The organism is Cryobacterium sp. TMT2-17-1, from assembly GCF_004402765.1.
In the GTDB taxonomy this organism is placed as follows: domain Bacteria; phylum Actinomycetota; class Actinomycetes; order Actinomycetales; family Microbacteriaceae; genus Cryobacterium; species Cryobacterium sandaracinum.
This window is the reverse complement of the sequence record NZ_SOGC01000027.1, coordinates 72,330-93,379: the sequence shown is the minus strand read 5'-3', so window position 1 is coordinate 93,379 and position 21,050 is coordinate 72,330. Positions and strand designations below refer to the sequence as shown.

Here is a 21,050-nt window from a genome sequence, read left to right as displayed (position 1 = left end):
CTCCCGGCGGGTCACGCTACCGGTGCGGGTTCTCCTCGTGCGCCGCGTGCTCGGCCGGCTCGAGCTGGAACGTCGAGTGGTCCACATCGAAATGGTCGGCCAGACACGCGGAAAGCTCATCGAGAAGTGCGCCGGAGCCACCCGAGCCGAGCACCACAGGTTCGACCACGACGTGGGCACTGAAGACGTGGGCTCCGGAGGTGATCATCCACACGTGCACATCGTGCACCGCCACCACGCCGTTCGTTTCCAGCAGGTGCCGTCGGATCTCTGCGACATCCGTTGCGGCCGGCACCGATTCGCTCAGCACCCGCACCACGTCGCGCAGCAGCACGAGGGCTCGGGGCGCGATCATGCCGGCGATGACCAGCGACGCGATCGCATCGGCCTGTACAAAGCCCGTCACCAGGATGACCCCGGCCGCGGCGATGACCGCCACTGAGCCCAGGGTGTCCCCGAGCACCTCGAGGTAAGCGCCGCGCATATTGATCGACGACTCGGCCGCCGGGCGCAGCAGGAGCAGGGCCGCAACGTTGGCCAAGAGGCCGATCACGGCCACGACCAGCATGGGAGTTGCCCGCACCTCGCTGCCGCCGGCGTCGACCAGTCGGCCGACGGCGCCGATCACGACGGCGATGGCAACCCCCACCAGGATGAGCCCGTTCAGCAGGGCGCCGAACACCTCGGCCCGTTGGTAACCGAACGTCTGCCGGTCGGTAGCCGGCCGCGCGGCCACCACGGTGGCCGTCAGAGCGATGATCAGACCCGCGAGGTCGGAGAACATGTGGCCGGCATCCGCCAGCAGGGCCAGGGAACCGGTCAGCCAGGCGCCGACGACCTCCACCACGAGCACCGCGGCGACAATCCCGATCGCCACCGACAGACGCGCACGGTTCGTCTGCGAGGTGTGCGCGTGATCATGGCCCATGCCTCCACGCTAGGGCCGCGGGCACCCGGCCGCCAGTTCAGCCGTCAGTTGGGAATGAGTGCCGTTCTCAGCAGTCGAGACGGATGCGCCGGTCAGGCTTCCAGCAGCGTCTCCAGCACCGGAATCAGCTTGCCGAAGGCCCTCGCCCGGTGGCTGTGCTCGTTCTTCACGTTCGGGGTCAGCTCGGCGGCGGAGATCGCATAGCCGTCGGGCAGGAAGATCGGGTCGTAGCCGAAGCCGCCGGCGCCGCTCGGCTCGGTCAGGATCTGCCCGAGCCATTCCCCGGTCACGTGCCACTCCGTGCCGTCGGGCATGGCCAGCGCGGCGACGCAGGTGAAGTGTCCGCCGCGGTGCTCGGCGGCCACATCGCCCAACTGCCAGAGCAGCAGCTGCAGGTTCTGGTCGGAGTCCCGGGCGGGCCCGGCCCAGCGGGCCGAGAAGATGCCGGGCGAACCGCCGAGGACGTTCACGCAGATGCCGGAGTCGTCGGCGATGGCCGGCAGACCGGTGTGCGCGGCGGCGGCGCGCGCCTTGATCAGAGCGTTCTCGGCGAAGGTGACGCCGTCTTCGACCGGCTCGGGGCCGTCGTAGGCCAGCACGTCGAGGTCGGGGAGCCGGGGGGCGAGGATGCGCCGCAGCTCCTCGACCTTGTGCTGGTTGTGGGTGGCGAGAACGACCTGCATGGCCCTAGCGCCCCAGCGCCGTCGTCTGGAACTCGGTCAGGGAGATCGTCCCGGCCAGCGCCAGGTCGAGCAGAGAATTGAGTTCGGTGCGGTCGAACGGCGCGGCCTCGGCCGTGCCCTGCACCTCCACGAAAAGGCCGCGGCCGGTTACGACCACGTTCATGTCGGTCTCGGCCCGGGAGTCTTCGGTGTAGGCAAGGTCGAGCATGGACTCACCGCCCACGATGCCCACGGAGATGGCCGCGACGCTGTCGATCAGAGGCTGGGCCTTCTGGCTGAGGAACTTCTTCTCCCTGCCCCACTCGAGGGCGTCGGCCAGGGCCACGTAGGCTCCCGTGATAGCCGCGGTGCGGGTGCCGCCATCGGCCTGGAGCACGTCGCAGTCCAGCACAATGGTGTTCTCGCCGAGTGCTTTCATGTCGACCACGGCGCGCAGGCTGCGTCCGACCAGGCGGCTGATCTCGTGGGTGCGCCCGCCGATGCGGCCCCTGACCGATTCGCGGTCCATCCGAGAGTCGGTGGAGCGCGGCAGCATGGAGTACTCGGCCGTGACCCAGCCCTTGCCCTTGCCGGCCATCCAGCGAGGTACGCCGTTGGTGAACGAGGCCGTGCAGAGCACCTTGGTGCGCCCGAACGAGATCAGGGCCGACCCTTCGGCCTGGTCGCTCCAACCGCGCTCGATCGTGACGGGGCGCAGCTGGTCGTTCGTTCGTCCGTCTACGCGCACGGTGTCGGTCACGGGGTCTCCTTGGGGTTGGGATGCGATGCGGCGAACTCGGCAAGCTCGCTCAAACTGAAGGACCCGGTCTCGACCAGATCGACACGACCGATTTCCGGCCCGATCAGCCGGTGAGCCAGGTGCAGAAAATCGTCGGCGCTGTCGCCGGTGGCCTCGTACCGGTAGCTGGGTGGCGCCTGCTCGGTGCGTTCCAGGCCCTGGCTCACCAGCAGCCGGTACACGTCGTTGGCCGTCTCGGTGTCGCTGGAGACGAGGGTCACGGTGTCCCCCATCACGTAGGAGATGGCACCGCGCAGGAAGGGGTAGTGCGTGCATCCGAGAACGAGCGTGTCGACTTCCGCGGCACGCAGCGGGGCGAGATAGCCTTCGGCGACCGACAGGAGTTCGTCGCCCGTGGTGATTCCCGCCTCGACGAATTCGACGAACCGTGGGCAGGCCTGCGTCAGGAGCTGGATGTCGGTGGCCGCGGCGAACGCGTCGTCGTAGGCGCGCGATTTGACTGTGCCCAGTGTTCCGATCACGCCGACCCGGTTGTTGCGGGTGGTGCGCACGGCACGGCGCACGGCCGGTTGGATGACCTCGACCACGGGAACGCTGTAGCGCTCACGGGCATCCCGGAGCATCGCGGCCGAAGCGGTGTTGCAGGCGATGACCAGCATCTTCACATCTTGGGCAATCAGGTCGTCGAGAACGTCAAGGGCGAAACCGCGCACATCCGCGATCCTCTTCGGGCCATACGGAGAATGCGCAGTGTCTCCGATATAGAGGATCGATTCATTCGGCAGTTGATCCTTGATTGCCCGGGCGACAGTCAGGCCGCCCACTCCGGAATCAAAGATTCCAATCGGTGCATCCGTCACGACAGTCGAGCCTAGTCGGAATCCCTGACCCCCACCCGTGCACGCGCGGCACCCGGTCCGGCGCGGCCGGAGATCACCTCTCGGACAGGAAGATTGACGGCATGTTCCCAGTCTCGCCCCGGTAGCGTCAGCACGTTCCATTCGGGGAATATGGCCGTAACTACACTCGGAATATGGCTCCCGCCAACCGACGGACGCCGCAACAGAATGACGTCACATTCGTTGTTTGAGGAGATGATCGCCGTGAATGATCGAGTCGTAATCACCGGGCTGGGCGCCTTGACGCCCCTGGGCAACAATTGGCGCGACACGTGGTCGGGTCTCACCGGCGGCCGCAGCGGCGTAGCCCGGATCACCCAATTCGATCCCGCCGGTCTGCCGACGCAGATCGCCGGCGAGGTGAAGAACTTCATTCCGGCCGAGCGGATGACCGTGAAGCAGGTCAAGCGCGCATCCCGAGCCTCGCAGCTCGCGATCGCCGCAGCCCGCGAGGCGGTGGCTGACGCCGGTTTCGGCGCCTCCATGGAAGGCATCGACACGGCGGTCGTCGTCAACAGCGCCGTGAGCGGCTTCGCGGAGATCCAGGAAGCCACCGAGCTCGTCAACTCCGGCGACTCCCGGCGCATCCCGCCGCGCTTCGTGCCCTCCGCCCTGTTGAACATGGCCGCCTGCGAGATCGCGATCGACCTCGGCGTCCACGGACCGGTCAACGCGAGTGCCCTTGCCTGCGCCAGCGGAGCCTACGCACTCCTCGAGGCACGCACCATGCTCGTCATGGGTGACGCCGACGTCGTCATCGCCGGCGGGGTCGAGGCTGCGATCACGCCCGTCATGTTCGCGGGCCTGAACGCCATGCACGCGGCCTCCAAGAACAACGATTCCCCGGCCGAGGCCTCTCGGCCGTTCGACGCCGACCGCAACGGACTCGTCTTCGGTGAGGGAGCGGTCATCTTCGTGATGGAGCTGCTCTCCCACGCCCGAGCCCGCGGCGCCCAGATCTACGCGGAGGTGCTGGGCGGCGCCCTCACCAGCGACGGCCACAGCATCGTCGCGCCCGAACCCACCGGCAAGTTCGCGAGCCTGGCCATGACCCGCGCACTCATCAAGTCGAAGTTGAACCCGAGCGACATCGACATGATCTGCGCCCACGGCACGTCCACCCAAGCCAACGACCGGGCCGAGACCTCGGCGATACGCCAGGCACTCGGGCACGCTGCCGATTCCATCGCCGTCACCGCCCCCAAGTCGATGACCGGCCACATGATCGGCGCCGCGGGTGCCCTCTCCGGCCTGCTCTGCGCCCTGTCGGTCCGAACCGGCATCATCCCGCCCACCATCAACTACACGACCCCGGACCCGGATTGCACGCTCGACTACGTGCCGCGGGTCGCCCGGGAGAAGCCGGTGAAGTTCGCCCTGGCGAATGCGTTCGGCTTCGGCGGGCAGAACTGCATCGTCGCCTTCGGGGCGCTGTAGGCCTTCTGCTCCGACAAGAACACGTATCGGGCCGGGCGGATAAGCTTTCCGGGTGACCGAAACCTCAGCATTCCGCACCGACCGGTACGAACTCACCATGGTGGACGCCGCGATCCAAAGTGGAACCGCCGCACGAGAGTGCCAGTTCGAGGCCTTCGCCCGGCACCTCCCCTCCGGCCGCCGCTACGGCATCGTGGCCGGCACCGGGCGGCTGCTCGATCTCATCCGGGCCTTCCGGTTCACGGATGCCGAACTCACCTGGCTGAGAGACAACCGTGTGGTGCGCGAGTCCACCATCGCCTGGCTCGCCGACTACGCCTTCCGCGGCACCATCTGGGGCTACCGGGAAGGCGAGGCCTACTTCCCGGGCTCGCCCCTGATCACGGTGGACGGCACCTTCGCCGAATGCGTCATCCTCGAAACCCTGATTCTCAGCGTGCTCAACTACGACAGCTCCGTCGCCAGCGCGGCCGCACGGATGGTCTCGGTCAGCCTGGGCCGCCCCCTCGCCGAAATGGGTTCGCGCCGCACTGGCGAGTACTCCGGGGTCGCCGCCGCCCGGGCCGCCTACATAGCCGGTTTCGCCTCGACCAGCAACCTGGAGGCCGGCCGCAGCTGGGGCGTGCCCACCATGGGCACCGCCGCCCACTCCTTCACTCTCCTGCACGACAGCGAGGAAGACGCCTTCCGTGCCCAGATCGCGGCCTTCGGACCGGCCACCACTCTGCTCGTGGACACCTTCGACGTCGCCGCGGGCATCGAACTGGCCGTCAGGGTGGCCGGACCGGCGCTCGGGTCGATCCGGATCGACTCCGGCGACCTGCCGACCAGGGTGGCGGAGGCCCGCAGCCAACTGGACTCGCTCGGTGCCGTCAACACGCACATCACCGTCACCAGCGACCTCGACGAGTTCTCCATCGCCGCCCTGTCCGCGTCGCCCGTGGACGCCTTCGGCGTGGGCACATCGGTGGTGACCGGTTCGGGCTCCCCCGCCGCCGGGATGGTCTACAAACTCGTCGCGCACCGCGACGACGCCGGAGACTGGGTGCCCGTCGCCAAGACCTCACCCGCGAAGAGCTCGGTCGGCGGCCGAAAGCGGGCCGTGCGCCGGCTCGACTCCGCCGGGATCGCGCGCGCCGAGGTCGTCCTGATCGGCGAGGATCCGGCCGACTCCACTCCGCCCGCAGAGCCTTCGGGCCGGGACCGCGTGCTGCTGGTGCCTCTGATCACCGACGGCGTGATCGACGAAAGTTACCTCGGGGCGGCCGGCACGACCCGCGCCCGCGCGCACCACGCAGCCGTCATGCAGGAATTGCCGATCGAGGCCTTCCGCCTCGGGCGCGGCGACCCCGTCATCCCGACCCTGTACCGGTAGCGCTCAACCGGCAGGTCAGGCCTTCATCTTCTCGTAGATGGCCTTGCAGGCCGGGCAGACCGGGAACTTCTCCGGGTCGCGTCCGGGCAGCCACTTCTTGCCGCAGAGGGCGCGCACCGGCTTGCCGGAAATAGCCGATTCGAGAATCTTGTCTTTGGGCACGTAATGCGAAAAACGCTCGTGGTCGCCCGGCTCGATGTGCTCCTGGTTGAGGAGTTGCTCGAGCTCACGGTCGAGCGTCGAGGTGCCGCCGCCGCTGCCGGGGTTTCCGGGTTCTGCGATGCTCGCGCGAAAGTGATCAGTCATGCACTCAGTCTAAACAACCCGCGGGCACACCGGCAGGCCTGCCGATCCTGCCCGCGAGCCGGAGCCCGGAGGATACCGCGAGCGAGTCGCGCGGGAGCTGCGCCCCTCCGCGCGTGGCGTGCCGGCGGCGCAGCGGCGCAGCGGCGCAGCACGCGCGCCACGCGAACGTCAGGACGCCTAGGCCCGCACGGCGGAGGCGATCATCTCCGGCCCGCGCCGTTCGAACGCGAGCGAACCCAGAAAGACCCCGCCCACGAGCGTGATCAGTCCGCTGGCGACGCCCAGCACGAGCGCCGGAATGTTCCAGACCGGGTCGACGAAGACGCCGAGCAGCGCGCAGGCGAGAGCCGGGAGCGAAAGCAGGATCGACCCCGCAAAGGTGAACGACTGGATCAGCGCGGCCGCCGTGTCCGACGCCTGAGGCTGAGCGAAAGGGCTGTCTCCCGGCTTGGTCGCCGGATAGGGGAAGCGCGCCGATGAATAACTCGAGAGCCCGAGCCCGGTCAGCAGGATGCTGGTGCTCACCCCCAGGATGGACGGCATCACCGCCCAGTCGCCGTAGACCGACACGCTGATCGCCGACCCCGCCGCGATCATCGGGATCCCCACGAAGAGTGCGGGAACCAACCGGCCCATCCGGTCCTCGAATCCGCGGGTGCCGGAGGCCACGTGCAGCCAGACCGCGGTGTGGTCCAGGGCGACGTCGTTGTGCAGGGTCCAGCCCAGGAACACACTCATCAACGGCACCGCCAGAAGAGCGAGGTAGGAGATCGGCAACCCCGCGAACGACAGCGGCAAGATGACGATCAGTGGAATGACCGGGATGACGATCACCGACATCCAGTACCGGGAGTCGCGGCGCCAGTAGGTGAGGCTACGGGCCGCAATCGCACCCATCGGAGTGTGCGGCATGCTGTCGAACCACCCGAGCCCGCCGTACTGGCGGGCCTGAGCCTCGCGGCCGGGCGTGACGAGCATCCGTGCCACCAGTCCCTGCCAGGCCAGCCACAGCAGGTACGTCGTTGATGCGGCCATCGAGAGCTTGAGCACGGCCGCACCCCAGAGCCCGGTGGAGGCATCCCCGGGAACGGCCCAGGCCGCACCGAGGGGCGTCCAGCCGAGGATGCCCGCCAGCCCGCCGATCAGGTCGAGGCCGTAGCGACCCCAATCGAAGTTGAGCGCCAGAAGCACGACGGGGGCGATCATCACCAGAAGAAGCACCCCGATGATTCCGGTGAATTCCCGGGATCGACGCGTTGCCAGCAGGAACGCCCCCAGCGACGTGCTCACCCGGGACACGAGCATGCAGGTGGCCAGCAGCAGGGTGGCGGAGGCGAGGGCGAGCACCGTCACTAAGAGGCCGCGGGACCAGGTCACGACCGTGCCGAGCAGCACGACCGAGAGCACGAACGCGGGCACCCCGACCAGAGAGGACAGCGCCAGACCGAACGAAAGCCTCCGGCTAGGGATGCCCATGGTCGCGAATTTGCGCGGGTCCATGGTGTCGTCGATCCCGAAGACCAGCGGGAACAGCAGGAAGCCGAGCACGACGAGTGATCCAGCGACGACCAGGCCGTCGCGAATGGCGACGGGATCTCCCGTGAAGCGCAGCCCGACGAGCACTACAAAGAGGCCGACGGCCAGGGCGAGGCCGTAGAGCAGGCCGATCACGATGCCGGCGACCTGCCAGGGGCTGCGCCGGAACAGATTGGCGAGCAGGCGGACTTTCAGTCCGAGAAACTGTGCAACCACTCCATGCCCTCCGCCACCTTGCGTCCACCGGCCAGCTCGATGAACCGTTCCTCGAGCGTTTTCTCGCCGCGAACCTCGTCGATGGTGCCGGAGGCCAGCACCGCACCCTCCACGATGATGGCGACACGATCGCAGACGCGCTGGATCAGATCCATTCCGTGGCTCGACAGCACGACCGTTCCACCGCTGGCGACGTATTTCTGCAGGATCTCCGTGACGTTGACGGCGGAGACCGGGTCGACGGACTCGAACGGCTCATCGAGCACGAGCAGTCGCGGCGAATGGATCATCGCGCAGGCGAGTGCGATCTTTTTCGTCATGCCGGCCGAGTAGTCGGCGACGAGGCGATTAAGCGCGTCTTCGAGGCCGAAGGCGGTTGCCAGGTCGGCCGCGCGCTGCCGCACGGTGACGTCGTCGAGACCCCGGAGCACCCCGGAATAATAGAGCAGCTGGGCTCCGGTCAGGCGGTCGAACAGGCGCAGTCGATCAGGCAGAACGCCGATGATGCGCTTGGCGGCCATCGGGCTCCCCCAGACGTCGATGCCGTTCACCGTGACGGTGCCCGCATCCGGCCGGAGCAGCCCGGTGACCATGGAGAGCGTCGTGGTCTTGCCGGCGCCGTTGGGCCCGACGATCCCGAAGAACGACCCCGCGCGAACCTCGAGGTCTATGCCCGATACCGCCACGGTCCGGCCGAAGCTCTTGTGCAGACCGCTGACCGCGAGCACAACCGGCGGGGCGAGATCGAGCGCAGTCTGCGCAATCACCGGGGCGCGCTTGCGGGAGGCCCGTTTCACGACGGGCGGTTCCGCGGCAGCGGGGGCGGCGGCAGGCAGCAGCTCCGTTTCGGCGGACCCAGGCAGCTGCACCGGTACGGGCACCAGTTCGATGCCTGCCGACACGGATGCGTCGGCACCGGATGCGTCGGCAGCGGATGCGTCGGCAGCGAATGGCTGGGGCACGGACAGCGCGGTGACCAGGACCGGCTCGGCCTCCTCGCCCGGCGACGGGATGAACTCCGGCAGAACCTGCGTGGCGGGCTCCGCGTCAGGTTCGACACTCTCAGAGTCAGTGGTGAGAGGCTCAGAGACAGGTTCGACTGACCTCGCGTCAGGTTCGGCGACGGCGGCCGCGGCCGCGGCCGCAGCCAAGGTCGCCGCCCGGATGGCCGCAGCCCGCGCTGCGCTGGCCTTGGCCGCACTGGACCGGGCCGCGCCGGTTTTCGCGACGGACTCAGATTTCGCCGCCGCCGTGCGCGCGGCCGTGGCCCGTACTGACGTCGTGCGAGCCGACGTCGTGCGAGCCGCGGTGATGGGAGGAGAGGCGAGTGTCGGGGCGTCGGCCGTCGGCGACGTGCCTTCAGAGTCAGACTCCGGCGCTGCGACGGGCCTTTTCGGGCCCGGTCTCGGTGCGGGCTTTGGGCTGGCCCTGGCCGCGGGTTTCTTCGGAAGGGGCGCCCCGGGGGTGCCCTCCCTCGCTTCTGCAGCCGCTTTTGCGCGGGCCGTACTCGGTCGCCCGGCGGCCACACGGGGGGTAGCCTTCGTGCGCGGCGGCGCCTTGGGGACAGGGGCCTTGCGCACCGGGACGGTGCGCACAACAGCCGGCGTCGTGGCCTGTGTTTCAGCAGAATCTAGCGCAGAAGAGGGCACCTTCTGCTCGTCGGGCTCGGATGTCGGGGGCGCTGGAGTCACCTCGCTAACCTACCAAGGACCGTCTGACATCGCAGGCTTCGGGGGTCACCCGGAAACACAGTCAGGCGCTGCCCAGCCACGGGCGCCCGGGTCACGAAAGCAACACGGAAAGGAGTCCGCTCTTCCCCCCAACCGAGGGCGTAGGGTACTCTCGAGTTGGCATAACGGTGTGTCTATACGTGAACGTACAAGTGAACCCTAGACAAACTCGATCTGAATCTGAGGGAGTCTCGGTCACTCGAATTCTTTTTTGAGGAGACAATCGTGACCACCCAGGTAGTCATTTTGGCAGCAGGTATGGGCAGCAGACTCGGACGTTCGCTTCCGAAGCCGCTCACCGAACTCAACGACGGTCGAACAATCATGCAGCAGCAGTTCGACAACATCGCGCACGCCTTCGGCAAGAAGGCGAAAGTTACCATCGTGGTCGGTTACAAGCTCGAGCACATCATCGAGGCCTTCCCGCAGGCATCCTTCGTTTACAACGAAGAGTATGACCAGACCAACACCTCGAAGAGCCTTCTGCGCGCTCTCCAGGCGTCCACCACCGGCGGTGTGCTCTGGATGAACGGTGACGTCGTCTTCGACCCGGCCATTCTCGACCGCGCTGCCGCGATGGTCGCTCGCGACCAGTCCTTCGTCACCGTCAACACCTCCAAGGTGTCCGACGAGGAGGTCAAGTACACGACCAGCGCCGAGGGCTACATCAAAGAACTCTCCAAGACTGTCAAGGGCGGGTTGGGCGAGGCAGTGGGCATCAACTACATTTCCAGCGCGTACAAGGCTGTACTGGTCCACCACCTGACGAAGGTCGCCGACCAGGACTACTTCGAGCGCGGCATCGAACTCGCGATCGAGAAGAACAACCTGTTGGTCGAGCCTCTCGACATCTCCGATTTCTACGCGGTCGAGGTCGACTTCGCCGAGGATCTCGAACGGGCGAACCTCTTCGTCTAGCGGCGCCTTTCGCGGGGGCGCGCGCCGCGCCCCTACGATAGAGCGCGTGAGTAGATATGCGGAAGTGCGCCCTGAGCAGCGCACGTCTTTCGCCAGGTACCGTCATTCCCTCTGGTTGCTCACGCAGCGGGATCTGCGGGTGCGCTACTCGACGTCGCTGCTCGGTTACTTCTGGTCGATTCTCGACCCTCTGGTCATGGCCGGTATCTACTGGTTCGTCTTCACCCAGGTTTTCCAGCGCACGGTGGGCAACGAACCGTATATCGTCTTCCTGCTGTCGGCGCTGCTGCCGTGGATGTGGTTCAACGGCACCGTGTCCGACTGCACACGCGCGTTCCTGCGCGAAGCGAAGCTGATTCGGTCCACCCGAATACCCCGCACGATCTGGGTGAACCGGCTCGTGCTGTCCAAGGGCATCGAGTTTGTGGCGTCCATCCCGGTGCTTCTGCTGTTCGCACTCATCTCCGGGGCTGAACTCAGCGCGGGTGCGGCCCTCTTCGCCCTCGCGATCCTGCTTCAGACGATCCTGACCGCAGGGATCGGGCTGATCGTCGCTCCCCTCGTGGTCTTCTTCCGCGACCTTGAGCGGGCCGTGAAGCTCATCCTCCGCTTCCTGTTCTACGCATCGCCGATCATCTATGGCACCGCGGACCTGCCCACGGAACTGCAGTTCTGGGCCGGCTTCAATCCGCTCAGCGGCCTGTTCAGCCTGTACCGGGCCGCGTTCTTCCCCGAGCAGCTCGATTGGAATCTCGTGCTGATCAGCGCGCTGATGTCGGTCCTCTTTCTTGTCGCCGGCCTGGTTGTCTTCACGCGCACCGAGCGCGCCGTCCTGAAGGAGATCTAGTGTCGGCACCGGTGATCACCCTCACGGGTGTCGGCATCCGTTTCCGCCGCAATCGACGCGGTCGGCGCTCGTTCAAGGACCTGTTCGCCGCCCGGAGGCGGCGCATCCGCCCGAACGAATTCTGGGCGCTGCGGAACGTTGCGTTCACGGTGCAGCGCGGCGAGGCGATCGGCGTGGTCGGTCGCAACGGGCAGGGCAAGTCGACCCTGTTGAAGCTGGTCACCGGCGTCGTGCTGCCCGACGAGGGCTCGGTGCGCGTGACCGAGGGTGTGGCCCCGCTGATCGAGATCACGGGTGGCTTCGTGGACGACCTCACTGTGCGCGAGAACGTCTACCTGACCGCGGGCCTGCACGGAATGACGAAGAAGCAGATCGCGGCGCGCTTCGACGAGATCATCGCCTTCGCGGAGATCGCCGACTTCGTCGACACGCCCTACAAGCACCTGTCCAGTGGTATGAAGGTGCGCATCGCGTTCGCCGTGATTTCCCGGCTCGAGGAGCCCATCCTGCTCGTGGACGAGGTGCTCGCCGTCGGCGACAAGGCGTTCCGGGAGAAGTGCTACCGGCGGATCGAGGAACTGCTCGCCGGTGGGCGAACTCTGTTCTTCGTGTCCCACAACGAGCGGGACCTCAAGCGCTTCTGCACCCGAGGCCTCTACCTTGACAAGGGTGCGCTGGTTCTGGATGCCCCCATCACCGAGGTGCTGGCGCTCTACAACTCGCAATACGGGATCAAGCCGGCCTAACGGGCCGAGGCCATCACGGCATCCGGATCTTCCAGGCCGTCCCGGGAGGGCGGCAGTTGAGCGGAATTGAACCCGGTCATCAGATCGCCCGGCTCAATGCCGAGCACTGTGGCAAGCCGGATCAGGGTATGGAAAGTGGGGTTGCCAAGTCCCCGGTCGATCCGCGCGTAGTTGGACACGTTGAGGCCGGCCAGGTGGGCGACGGCCTCCTGATTGAGGGACAGCTGGCGCCGCCGACGACGCAGGCGAACACCGAGGATTCGGGATGCTTCTGACTTCGGCTCAGGCATTCTCCTTGTATAGGCGCGCACCGAGTTTTCCGCCAGTGGCACCCAGCCGGGGCACGTAAACTCATCGGGACACTGACGGAGGGCACTCTGATGGCCAAAAAAACCAAGCCGATTATTTCCGAGACGGGTGGCCTGCCGAAAGGCGGCCAGCTCCCCACCGGGATCGTCACGGGCTTCGACCGCGTGATGGCGATTCACCGTCCTGCCGTGCTCGCGCACATCCGTTCCGTGCGCCGCCGTTCCCCACAAGCGTCGCCCGTGGAGATCATCCGGATCCTGGAGCGGCGCTACCTCGCCGCCGTCACCACCGGGGGTGCCGCGGTCGGCGCGACGGCGGTCATCCCGGGGGTCGGCACCGCCGTCACCCTGGCCATCTCCGGCGTGGAGACGGCCGGGTTCCTCGAGGCCACCGCCCTGTTCACGCAGTCGGTGAGCGAGGTGCACGGCATCACGGTCGAGGACCCCGAGCGGGCACGCGCTCTGGTGATGACGATGATGCTAGGCCGCGAAGGCTCAGACCTGGTGCGCCAGCTGGCCGGCCAGGTCTCCGGCTCCGGCGTCCCGCGCGCCGCTTACTGGGGCGAACTCATCACGACCAGCATTCCCCGGGCCATCATGGGACCGCTGACCGATCGGCTGAAGAGCAGCTTCATCCGGCAGTTCGCCGCCAGGGGCGGCGCCAGCTTCATCGGCAAGGCCCTGCCGTTCGGTGTGGGCGCCATCATCGGGGGTGCGGGCAACCACATCCTGGGCTCGCGGGTCGTTCACTCGTCGCGGCTCGCGTTCGGCCAGCCGCCGGTCGGTTTCCGCGAGGAACTGGACCCCCGGGTGCGGATCGTCGTTCGGGAATCGCCGGCCCGCCGCATCCCGGGGATCACCCGGCTGTCCCTGACCGGCCTGTCCGGCCGGCTGTCCCCCCGGCGACGGATGCCCGGAGCACCGCACCCGACAACGCCGACACCGCCCCGTGCAGACTAGAGCTTCTCGACGTCGCTGACCTCGTCCGTCGGAGCGTCGATGGCTGGTTCGACCACTTCCAGGCTCACGGCCTGCGGGTGGGATGTGTCGAAGCGCTCCCACTCGTCCATCAGGTGCGCCACAGCGGCGTGGAAACGCTCCGTGGCGACTCCGGGACCGGTGTCGCCGAAGTAACGCTCGACCCAGATCTTGAGCCGGTCATGGGCCTCGCTGTCATGGGTGAGATCGTCGAGCACGCCGAGGATACTTCCCGCATCGTCGACGTTCAGCCACTCGCAGTCGGAGAGATAGCCTCCTGAGTCGATCTGAGCGGCCGGGTCGACCGGGCGGGTCACCATCAGGGCCTTGCCTGAGGCCAGACGGTCGTAGACCATCGCCGAGATGTCGACGATGGCGACATCCGCTGCCGACAACTGCCAGCCCAGGTCGGGGCTCGCGTCGTAGATGTGCCGGGCCGAGGCATCGCGCGCATTCGCCGTCGCGATGGCCGCGATGATGGTCTTGTTCGCCGCGCCGTACTCGCTGCTCACCACGCCGCTGCGGGGGTGCGGGCGGTAGATCACGCGGTGCCGGCCCGAGGCCAGCAGTGACGTCACCAGGGCAACGCCGTGGGACGCGATCGAGCCGTAGGCGGCGGCTGGCCGGTCGCCTTCCCAGGTCGGAGCGTAGAGGATGACCTGGCGCTCGTCCGGGGCGAACGGCGTCGCGCCGGAGTAGAAGTCGGCCTGGGGGCGGCCGATCTTCAGGGCGCGCTTGTCGAAGTCGTAGTCCCAAAGCACCTTGTCGAGACGGGCGATCGCGGCATCGCCGGCGACGAAGGCGTAGTCGTAGGCCTTGATCTGGTTCGTGACCATGTACATTTTGTCGCTCTCACCGTGGTTGATGAAAACGTGCCAGCGGCCCCCGTAGCGCATCATTTGGAAGTTGCGGGTGTTCTGGTTCACGTAGAACACGATCCGGATGTCCTGCTGGGCCAGCACCTGCTCGAGGTCGACGACCCGGCGAACGTAGGCAACCGGGAGCGGGGACTCATCGATCAGCGGCAGGGCACCTGCCCCATTGCGGCTCAGCACCAGGACGGGCCAGGTCTCGGCGAGCTTCGCGAGCGGCTTGTACCACTGCCGCATCTGGTACAGATTGACGTCGCCGTCGGCGAAGTAGACCGCGATCTTGAAGTGATTCCGGGGCAGCGGCTCACGCGTGGACAGCCGCCCGTTCAGCAGCCGCTGTGCCTTGCGGGACGCCGTGACGTCCCTGACCAGCTTGAGCCCAAGCCTGACGTCTCGTTGAATACCCACCCGTCAAGAGTACCGACGATGCCACTCGACCGAGCGCCTCTGGCCCCCCGAAGGGGACGTGACGACGGAATCGTTAGACGATGGGCGGCCGTCCGGCCAGCGTCATCCGCCACACCGTGCGCGCCCTGAGGGGACGCCGCTCCCCCGGGTCGGTGGTCCACCCCTCGCGGAAACCGGTGAGCCAGGCGCGCAGCGCGCCCGGATTTCGAGCCCAGCGCAGTACCTGGATCAGAAGCCAGGACCCGGCGTAGACGGGCACGAGCAGGACCGGAAGGTTACGGCGGGCCAGCCAGACCCGGTTGCGGGCGTTCAATCGGTAGTAGTCGGCGTGCCGGGTGGGCGCGATCACGGGATGATTCGCTTCCAGCTCGCCGGCGTACCAGGCGCGCAGGCCCAGGTCCCAGACACGCCAGGCCAGCTCGATGCCCTCATGGGCGTAGAAGAACGGCTCGGCCCAGCCCCCGGTGGCGTCGAAGGCGGCCCGGGGTAGCAGTACGGCACCCTCCCAGACCGAGAAGACGTTGCTGGAGTGGGTGGCTTCGCCCTTGCGGATGCGCGGAATCCAGCGTCTCGGCGACACGATCCCGGCCGGGTCGACCACTCGGGGCTGCAGGAGGCCGATGGTCGAATCCGCCCGCAGCACGCCGATGGCATCTCGCAGAAAGTGCGGGTCCGGGATGCTGGCGTCGTCGTCGAGGAAGAAGAGAAACTCGCCCGCGACGCGGGAGACCCCGCGGTTGCGGCCGGCCGGAATGCCCAGGTTCTCGGGCAGGCCGAGCGTCTTCACCTGGTCCGGCAGCCCGGTCGGCTGCCAGCCATTGCCCACGCACACGATGTCCAGGAGAACTCCCTGCTGGGCCAGCAGACTGCGGATGCCGCGGGCAAGGTCGTCGGGACGGGTGCCCTGGGTGAGCAGCACGACCCCCACTGTCGGCAGGGCGGGCCCGACCGGTGAAGCGCTAGGACCGGACACGCTTAGACGCCATGATGGCCACGAAGTGGCCCACCAGTGAGAGGAAGGCCAGCGGGACGAGCACGATCAGCACGAACCGGTCGACCGCCGGCTCGCCGAGGAAGCTGCCGACGACCGCGGCGACGAAGATCAGCATGGTCAGTTCGACCGAGTGGTACAGCCGGTGGAACGGGAGGAACCGGGCCAGGCGGCGGGCGCGGGCGATGAAGCTCGACGTCGGGGTCTGCTCGTGCTTGCGATCGGCGAGTTTGGTCAGGCCGGCGTTCGCGCGGGCCACGTGCACCATGTCGTTGAGGGCCTTGTTCAGCACGATGACGAGGGCGAGCAGCAGTGCGAGCGTGGTCCACAGGAAGTCGGCGGGGGCCTCGAACGGGTAGAAGGCGCACCGGATCCCGAACGCGATCGGGATGAGGGCCTCTGTCGTGTAGTGCCCAACCTTGTCGAGGAACACGCCGGCCGGGGAGGACTGCCGGCGCCAGCGGGCGACCTCGCCGTCGGAGCAGTCGACCAACATCTGCAGCTGCCCGAGCAGGAGGGCGAGCATCGCGCCCCAGATGCCGGGAATGAGCAGCGCGGCCGCCGTGGACCAGCCGACCAGGATCATCAGGCCGGTGACGCCGTTCGCCGAGATTGAGGTCTTCAGAAGTATCCAGGTCAGATACGGGGAGATGTCGCGCAGGTAGAGCGACGCCGTCCAGTGCTCGGCGTTCGCCCGCAGCCGAACTTCCGGCGGCTGGGCCACGTGGCGCAGCTCGGCGATTGAGGAGGGTCGAGTCGCCGCGGGATTCGCTGACGTCATTGGTGCCTTCCGGTATGGGCCGTGATGTTGGTGGTGAATTTCAGAAACCCGAGCAGGAAGCCGATCCCCCAGCAGAAGTGAATGCAGGGCAAGACTACGAGAAACCACAGCCCGGCACGAAACCCGTCCGGCCGGGTCACCAGGGCCGTGGCCACGGCGACGAGCCCCAGGTAGGCGGCGGGAATCAGAAAACCGAGCAGCAACCACGGGTTCGCCCCGGTGAGGAGCTGAACCAGGCCGGCCAGCCCGGCCAGAGTGCCGACAGTGACACCCAGGACCATGACGGGCGGGGCGAAGTAACGGATGCCGTTGTCCTCGGGATATCGGCGGGCGAGTTCCCCTCGCCAGAGGCCGGTGGACACCATCTGCCGGGCCAGCCGGGCCAGACTCGGCCGGGGCCGATAGACGACCCGGAGCCGAGGTGTGAACCAGACGATGCCGCCCTGGTCGCGCAGACGGCGGTTGAGTTCCCAGTCCTGGCCGCGCTTGATGCCCTCGTCGAAGAGGCCGACGCGCACGATGCTGTCCATCCGAAAACAGCCCAGGTAGACGGTTTCCGCGGGGCCCTCCGGGCCGCCGATGTGCAGGGGAGTGCCGCCGAGGCCGATCTTCGTGCCGTAAGCGCGCGCGACGGCTTTCTGGAACGGGCTTTCCCCCTGGGCGTCCATGACGCCGCCGACATTGTCGGCGCCGGTGCGCTCAAGGGTCTCCACGGCGATGCGGGCGTAGTCCGGCGGCAGCACCGAATGGGCGTCGACGCGAATGACGAACGCGTACTGCGAGGCACGGATAGCCGTGTTGAGGCCTGCCGGAGTGGAGCCGATCTCGTTCGCCACGATGCGGATGCGCGGATCAACCGCGGCCATCTCCTCAACCAGTTCGGTTGTGCCGTCGATGCTCGGGCCGAGGGCCAGGGTGACCTCGAAAGGCCCCGAGTAATCCTGGCGGAGCAGACTGGTCACGGCGGCGCGCACATGAGTGACGTCATTCAGCACCGGCATCACATAGGAAACCCCGAGCAGGGATGCGGCTCCGGAAGAGGGATCCTGGCTGGTCATAGTTCCATTCTTCTGGCGGGAGGTAAGAGCCTACCAGCCGGGTGTTTCCTGCCTGCATCGGGGCCACAAACGACAGCTGCGCCGCCGGTGGATCACCGGCGGCGCAGCTGTTGTTCTCTGGAAGGAGCGAGTGGTCAGCTGGAGAGTGCGCCGACCGTGACGGATACCGTGGCCGACTTTCCATCGCGCACAAAGGTGAGGTCGGCCGTCTCGCCGGCCGCGAGAGCGCGCACCTGGGCGGTGAGGTCGTTCGCGTCAGTGATGGGTAGATCGTTAAGGTTGGTGACGATGTCGCCCTTTCGCAGTCCGGCCTTCTCCGCTGCACCGCCCGCCGAGACCTCGCTGATCAGGGCGCCGACGGTGGCGCTCTCCGGGCTGCCGGCGGCGCTGGTGACACTGGCGCCGAGCAGACCGTGGCTGGCCGTGCCGGTGGCGATCAGTTCGTCGGAGATACGCTTGGCCAGGTTCGACGGGATGGAGAAGCCCACGCCGATGCTGCCGGCGGCCGCCGAGTCGCCGCCCGCGCTGGCGATGGCGACGTTGATGCCGATCAGCTCGCCCTTGGCGTTGAGCAGGGCTCCGCCGGAGTTGCCGGGGTTGATCGCGGCATCCGTCTGGATGACCGAGAGTGAGATGCTGCCGGTGGAGGGAGCCTGGGCCGCGCCGCCGTTCTGGTCGGGAAGGTCGAAAAAGAACGGGCTCTGCTCTTCGTCGGGTGCGGAGTTCTCGGGTGTCGACGGGGCAGCCGAGGAGGCGATGGAGATGCTGCGGTTCAGTGCACTGACGATGCCGTCGGTGACGCTGCCGGAGAGGCCGAGCGGTGCGCCGATCGCGATGGCGCTGTCGCCGACGTTGAGCTTGCCGGAATCGGCCCATTTGATCGGCGTCAGGCCGCTCGCACCGTCCAGCTTGATCACGGCGAGGTCGGAAACCGGGTCGGTGCCGACAATGGTGGCGGCGTAGAGCTTGCCGTCACTGGCGGTGACCTGAATGCTGGCGTCGGCGGCGGCGCCGTCGAGGGTGACGACGTGCGTGTTCGTGAGAATGTAGCCGTCTTCGGACAGGATGACGCCGGAACCGGTTCCGCCGGAGCTGCCGTCGGAGGCGGCGATGGTGACGACACTGGGCGTGGCCTTGGCGGCGACCGCCGTGATCTGGTTGACGCTGTCGGTGTTGTTGACCACGACCGTGCTGGGGCCGTCGGCCTGGCTGGTCGGGATTCCGACGGTCTGGTTGGTGACCACGAAGGCCGTGACGCCGGCGCCGGATGCCCCTCCCACGAGAGCGCCGATGGCGAGGGCCGCGATCAGGGCGATATTACCCGAGCGGCGGGGCTGCGTGCGCGGGCCGCCGGGCTGGTCGGCGGCGTACCCGTTCTGACGGGCGTAGGACTGCGGCTGGGTATTCGGCGCGTAGGGATTCGAGGTGGTGCTTTCCGCGACCGGGCGACCGAAGGAATCCGTGGCGTACGCGCGCGCGGGCGCAGCCGAGGCGGAGGTGGGCTGGGCTGCGGCGGGCTGGGCCGGCGACTGCTCAGAGGCGGAAACTGTGTCGGGGATGACCTCGGTCGGCTTCTCGTCGCCGGGGGTGCCGCCGGAGGAGTGATCCGCAGAGGGCTGGGCCGTGGCGGAAGCCTCGCCGGCCGCATTGACTTCGAATGGGACTGCGTCGTCGGGATCGGGAGTGGTGCCGGGTGCCTGCGGATTGTCGGTCATGGTGTGCTCCTTCCAAGCATTTCCACCTTGACTCCTGAACCTGAACGAATGATCTGTGCAGCCTGGGAGCATTCAATGACGACGCCGTGACTTGCGCGGTGCCGGGTCGATCAACACAGTTAGCAACCCGGACCAGCCGGGTTTGTCGTGCACTCGCGGTTGACGAGCACCGTCTGGGCATTCCCCACGATCACGCCGAGCGGGCTGGCCGAGGTCGATAGCGTACCCTGCACCGGCCGCCAGGCAAGGCCCGCGAAGCGATACTCGGCCGAGTACACCACCGCGACGACCACGGCATAGCTTCCCGGACTGGCGAACGCGTGGCTGGTGGCGGTGTCGGAGAATTCCGGGAGGCCCAGTGCCGCCCAGGTCGCGCCGCCCGAGTTCGTGCTTGCCTGGGCACCGTCGCCGTAGGACCAGCGGTAGCCGACCGGGGTGAAATGAACCTCCGCCGGATATCCCAGCAAGGCGCCGGTACGGGAGTGCTCGGATGCCGACGCGATGAAGTTCGCGGGCAAACCCGCCACGCTCCAGCCGCGCGGTTCCATCGTCTGGGACGGCGCCGCGGGCTGGAAGTTGACCAGATCACTAACCCTCACCACGAGGTTCGGGTCGCACGGCGACCCCGGAATGCAGTTGACCGTGAAGTCGTCGCGCACGAACGCCAGCGGATCGACGACGGGTGCTGCACCGACTTGGCCGCCACCGGCGTTGCCGCTGCCGCTGCCGGAACCGGACCCGCCCGCCCCGGATCCCGCTCCGCCACCGGCTTCGTTCCCGGCCCCCTGTCCCCCGCCGGTCTCGTACCCCGCAGAAAGGTCCACCCCGCCGTTGTTGATGGCACCGTTAGCCTCCGGGCAGCCCCCAATCTGAAGGTCAGCACGACTGCAGGAACCATCGGCGGCAAGAGTCGGTTCGGGGATCGTGAGGACTATCACGGCGGTCAGGAAGCAAATCATGATGGCGACGTTCGTCCGCATTACTTGCATATTCCGGCCCCGTCCCAGACATCAGCGCTCGACACAAGGAGCTTGACCGGCTCTCGCGAGACGAGATCAAACGACACGATGAAGGGAGTGAAATCTGGTCTCGCATCCTTCACGACGGAGTCACCATTCACGTTCACCACGTCCACTTCCGAGATGTCCGAGCACAAGTAGGTGGTAACTATCCCTCGGCCGGCTTTTTCAGTTAGGCTCAAATCCTGAAGGATTAAGTCCGAAAACCGACTTTCGCCGACGCTTCTGAGTTTGTTGGACCGGACCTGGGCGTAACCTTCCATCTCTATCTCGGCTAGCGTTTCAGTGGAAAACGCACGAATTCGGTCTGGGTTTTCCCCACCCTCCGCGAGGATCTGGTCTGACATTGCCAGATACGCCGCATAGGCTTCGGTGGCCGCAGCCAGAGCTTCCTCATCGGACGCGAAGACGGGGGCATCCGTCGGCGCGGTCGTCTCGGACGCCTGGGGCGCTTGGGGCACCGGTTCGGGCGTGCAACCGGTCAGCGCGAGTGTGCCGAGCAGCAGCAGCGGGCCCAGAACGAGGAGGTCGCGCTGCACGGTCCGCATGCGGCCAACCTA

At 67.3% G+C, this 21,050-nt stretch carries 21 protein-coding genes; 6 read left to right on the top strand and 15 right to left on the bottom strand.

All coding sequences use genetic code 11. The features are described 5' to 3' along the window. Positions 1 to 16: 16 nt before the first annotated feature. The 4 genes from E3O47_RS06575 to murI form a co-directional block, all read right to left on the bottom strand. The gene (locus E3O47_RS06575) at positions 17 to 928 is read right to left on the bottom strand and encodes a cation diffusion facilitator family transporter (protein WP_104100212.1); all 912 of its coding nucleotides are present in this window, start codon (positions 926 to 928) and stop codon (positions 17 to 19) included. A gap of 92 nt (positions 929 to 1,020) precedes the next feature. Further along, on the bottom strand, positions 1,021 to 1,611 hold the full coding sequence (rdgB, locus tag E3O47_RS06570) for an RdgB/HAM1 family non-canonical purine NTP pyrophosphatase (protein WP_104100213.1): 591 nt from the start codon (positions 1,609 to 1,611) through the stop codon (positions 1,021 to 1,023). 4 nt (positions 1,612 to 1,615) lie between these two features. After that, positions 1,616 to 2,350 carry a ribonuclease PH gene (rph, locus tag E3O47_RS06565; RefSeq protein WP_104100214.1) on the bottom strand — a complete coding sequence of 245 codons (735 nt, stop codon included), beginning with the start codon at positions 2,348 to 2,350 and terminating at the stop codon, positions 1,616 to 1,618. Then, a complete protein-coding gene (gene murI, locus E3O47_RS06560) occupies positions 2,347 to 3,210 on the bottom strand; it encodes a glutamate racemase (RefSeq protein WP_104100215.1) in 864 nt (287 codons plus the stop codon). Before murI ends, rph begins: the two co-directional genes overlap by 4 nt. 243 nt (positions 3,211 to 3,453) lie before the next feature. On the opposite strand from murI, the gene E3O47_RS06555 reads away from it, so the two are divergent. Next, the gene (locus E3O47_RS06555; RefSeq protein ID WP_198411977.1) at positions 3,454 to 4,686 is read left to right on the top strand and encodes a beta-ketoacyl-[acyl-carrier-protein] synthase family protein; all 1,233 of its coding nucleotides are present in this window, start codon (positions 3,454 to 3,456) and stop codon (positions 4,684 to 4,686) included. 52 nt (positions 4,687 to 4,738) lie between these two features. Continuing rightward, positions 4,739 to 6,061 (top strand): nicotinate phosphoribosyltransferase, encoded by a 1,323-nt coding sequence (locus E3O47_RS06550; RefSeq protein WP_134419898.1) that lies wholly within the window; start codon positions 4,739 to 4,741, stop codon positions 6,059 to 6,061. Between the two features lie 15 nt (positions 6,062 to 6,076). Here E3O47_RS06550 and E3O47_RS06545 read toward each other — a convergent pair whose 3' ends face one another. The 3 genes from E3O47_RS06545 to E3O47_RS16485 form a co-directional block, all read right to left on the bottom strand. Next, positions 6,077 to 6,367, bottom strand: coding sequence for a DUF3039 domain-containing protein (locus E3O47_RS06545; protein ID WP_104100218.1), 291 nt, complete (start codon positions 6,365 to 6,367; stop codon positions 6,077 to 6,079). 177 nt (positions 6,368 to 6,544) lie between these two features. Further along, positions 6,545 to 8,119, bottom strand: coding sequence for a PAM68 family protein (locus E3O47_RS06540; RefSeq protein ID WP_241980521.1), 1,575 nt, complete (start codon positions 8,117 to 8,119; stop codon positions 6,545 to 6,547). Then, a complete protein-coding gene (locus E3O47_RS16485) occupies positions 8,095 to 9,270 on the bottom strand; it encodes an ABC transporter ATP-binding protein (RefSeq protein ID WP_241986106.1) in 1,176 nt (391 codons plus the stop codon). Before E3O47_RS16485 ends, E3O47_RS06540 begins: the two co-directional genes overlap by 25 nt. Positions 9,271 to 10,074: 804 nt before the next feature. Between E3O47_RS16485 and E3O47_RS06530 the strand changes: the two genes are divergently transcribed. From E3O47_RS06530 to E3O47_RS06520, 3 genes are read left to right on the top strand one after another with little or no spacing between them, the layout of a single operon-like run. After that, entirely contained in the window at positions 10,075 to 10,767 is a 693-nt protein-coding gene (locus tag E3O47_RS06530) for a phosphocholine cytidylyltransferase family protein (protein WP_104100219.1), read from the top strand. A 46-nt stretch (positions 10,768 to 10,813) separates the two neighbouring features. Continuing rightward, entirely contained in the window at positions 10,814 to 11,614 is an 801-nt protein-coding gene (locus E3O47_RS06525) for an ABC transporter permease (protein WP_233191298.1), read from the top strand. Further along, positions 11,614 to 12,360, top strand: a complete 747-nt coding sequence (locus E3O47_RS06520; RefSeq protein WP_104100221.1) for an ABC transporter ATP-binding protein — start codon at positions 11,614 to 11,616, stop codon at positions 12,358 to 12,360. The genes E3O47_RS06525 and E3O47_RS06520 overlap by 1 nt, the downstream gene beginning before the upstream one ends. On the opposite strand, the gene E3O47_RS06515 is transcribed toward E3O47_RS06520, so the two are convergent. Continuing rightward, positions 12,357 to 12,650, bottom strand: a complete 294-nt coding sequence (locus tag E3O47_RS06515; protein WP_104100222.1) for a helix-turn-helix transcriptional regulator — start codon at positions 12,648 to 12,650, stop codon at positions 12,357 to 12,359. The two genes, E3O47_RS06520 and E3O47_RS06515, sit on opposite strands and share 4 nt — an antisense overlap. A gap of 90 nt (positions 12,651 to 12,740) precedes the next feature. Here E3O47_RS06515 and E3O47_RS06510 point away from each other — a divergent pair, with 90 nt between their 5' ends. Next, positions 12,741 to 13,628: a hypothetical protein gene (locus tag E3O47_RS06510; RefSeq protein ID WP_233191299.1), complete on the top strand. Its 888-nt coding sequence runs from the start codon at positions 12,741 to 12,743 to the stop codon at positions 13,626 to 13,628. Here E3O47_RS06510 and E3O47_RS06505 read toward each other — a convergent pair. The 7 genes from E3O47_RS06505 to E3O47_RS06475 form a co-directional block, all read right to left on the bottom strand. Beyond that, positions 13,625 to 14,926, bottom strand: coding sequence for a hypothetical protein (locus E3O47_RS06505; protein ID WP_134419896.1), 1,302 nt, complete (start codon positions 14,924 to 14,926; stop codon positions 13,625 to 13,627). The genes E3O47_RS06510 and E3O47_RS06505 overlap by 4 nt on opposite strands. A 73-nt stretch (positions 14,927 to 14,999) precedes the next feature. After that, positions 15,000 to 15,899 carry a glycosyltransferase gene (locus E3O47_RS06500; protein WP_104100224.1) on the bottom strand — a complete coding sequence of 300 codons (900 nt, stop codon included), beginning with the start codon at positions 15,897 to 15,899 and terminating at the stop codon, positions 15,000 to 15,002. Next, on the bottom strand, positions 15,886 to 16,698 hold the full coding sequence (locus E3O47_RS06495; protein ID WP_134371737.1) for a CDP-alcohol phosphatidyltransferase family protein: 813 nt from the start codon (positions 16,696 to 16,698) through the stop codon (positions 15,886 to 15,888). Before E3O47_RS06495 ends, E3O47_RS06500 begins: the two co-directional genes overlap by 14 nt. Then, positions 16,695 to 17,756: a glycosyltransferase family 2 protein gene (locus E3O47_RS06490; protein WP_233193942.1), complete on the bottom strand. Its 1,062-nt coding sequence runs from the start codon at positions 17,754 to 17,756 to the stop codon at positions 16,695 to 16,697. The genes E3O47_RS06495 and E3O47_RS06490 overlap by 4 nt, the downstream gene beginning before the upstream one ends. Before the next feature lie 134 nt (positions 17,757 to 17,890). After that, positions 17,891 to 19,471 (bottom strand): trypsin-like peptidase domain-containing protein, encoded by a 1,581-nt coding sequence (locus E3O47_RS06485; protein ID WP_134342954.1) that lies wholly within the window; start codon positions 19,469 to 19,471, stop codon positions 17,891 to 17,893. Between the two features lie 119 nt (positions 19,472 to 19,590). Further along, positions 19,591 to 20,451, bottom strand: a complete 861-nt coding sequence (locus E3O47_RS06480; RefSeq protein WP_134419894.1) for a hypothetical protein — start codon at positions 20,449 to 20,451, stop codon at positions 19,591 to 19,593. Beyond that, positions 20,451 to 21,038 carry a hypothetical protein gene (locus E3O47_RS06475; protein ID WP_134419892.1) on the bottom strand — a complete coding sequence of 196 codons (588 nt, stop codon included), beginning with the start codon at positions 21,036 to 21,038 and terminating at the stop codon, positions 20,451 to 20,453. The genes E3O47_RS06480 and E3O47_RS06475 overlap by 1 nt, the downstream gene beginning before the upstream one ends. Between the last annotated feature and the right edge of the window lie 12 nt (positions 21,039 to 21,050).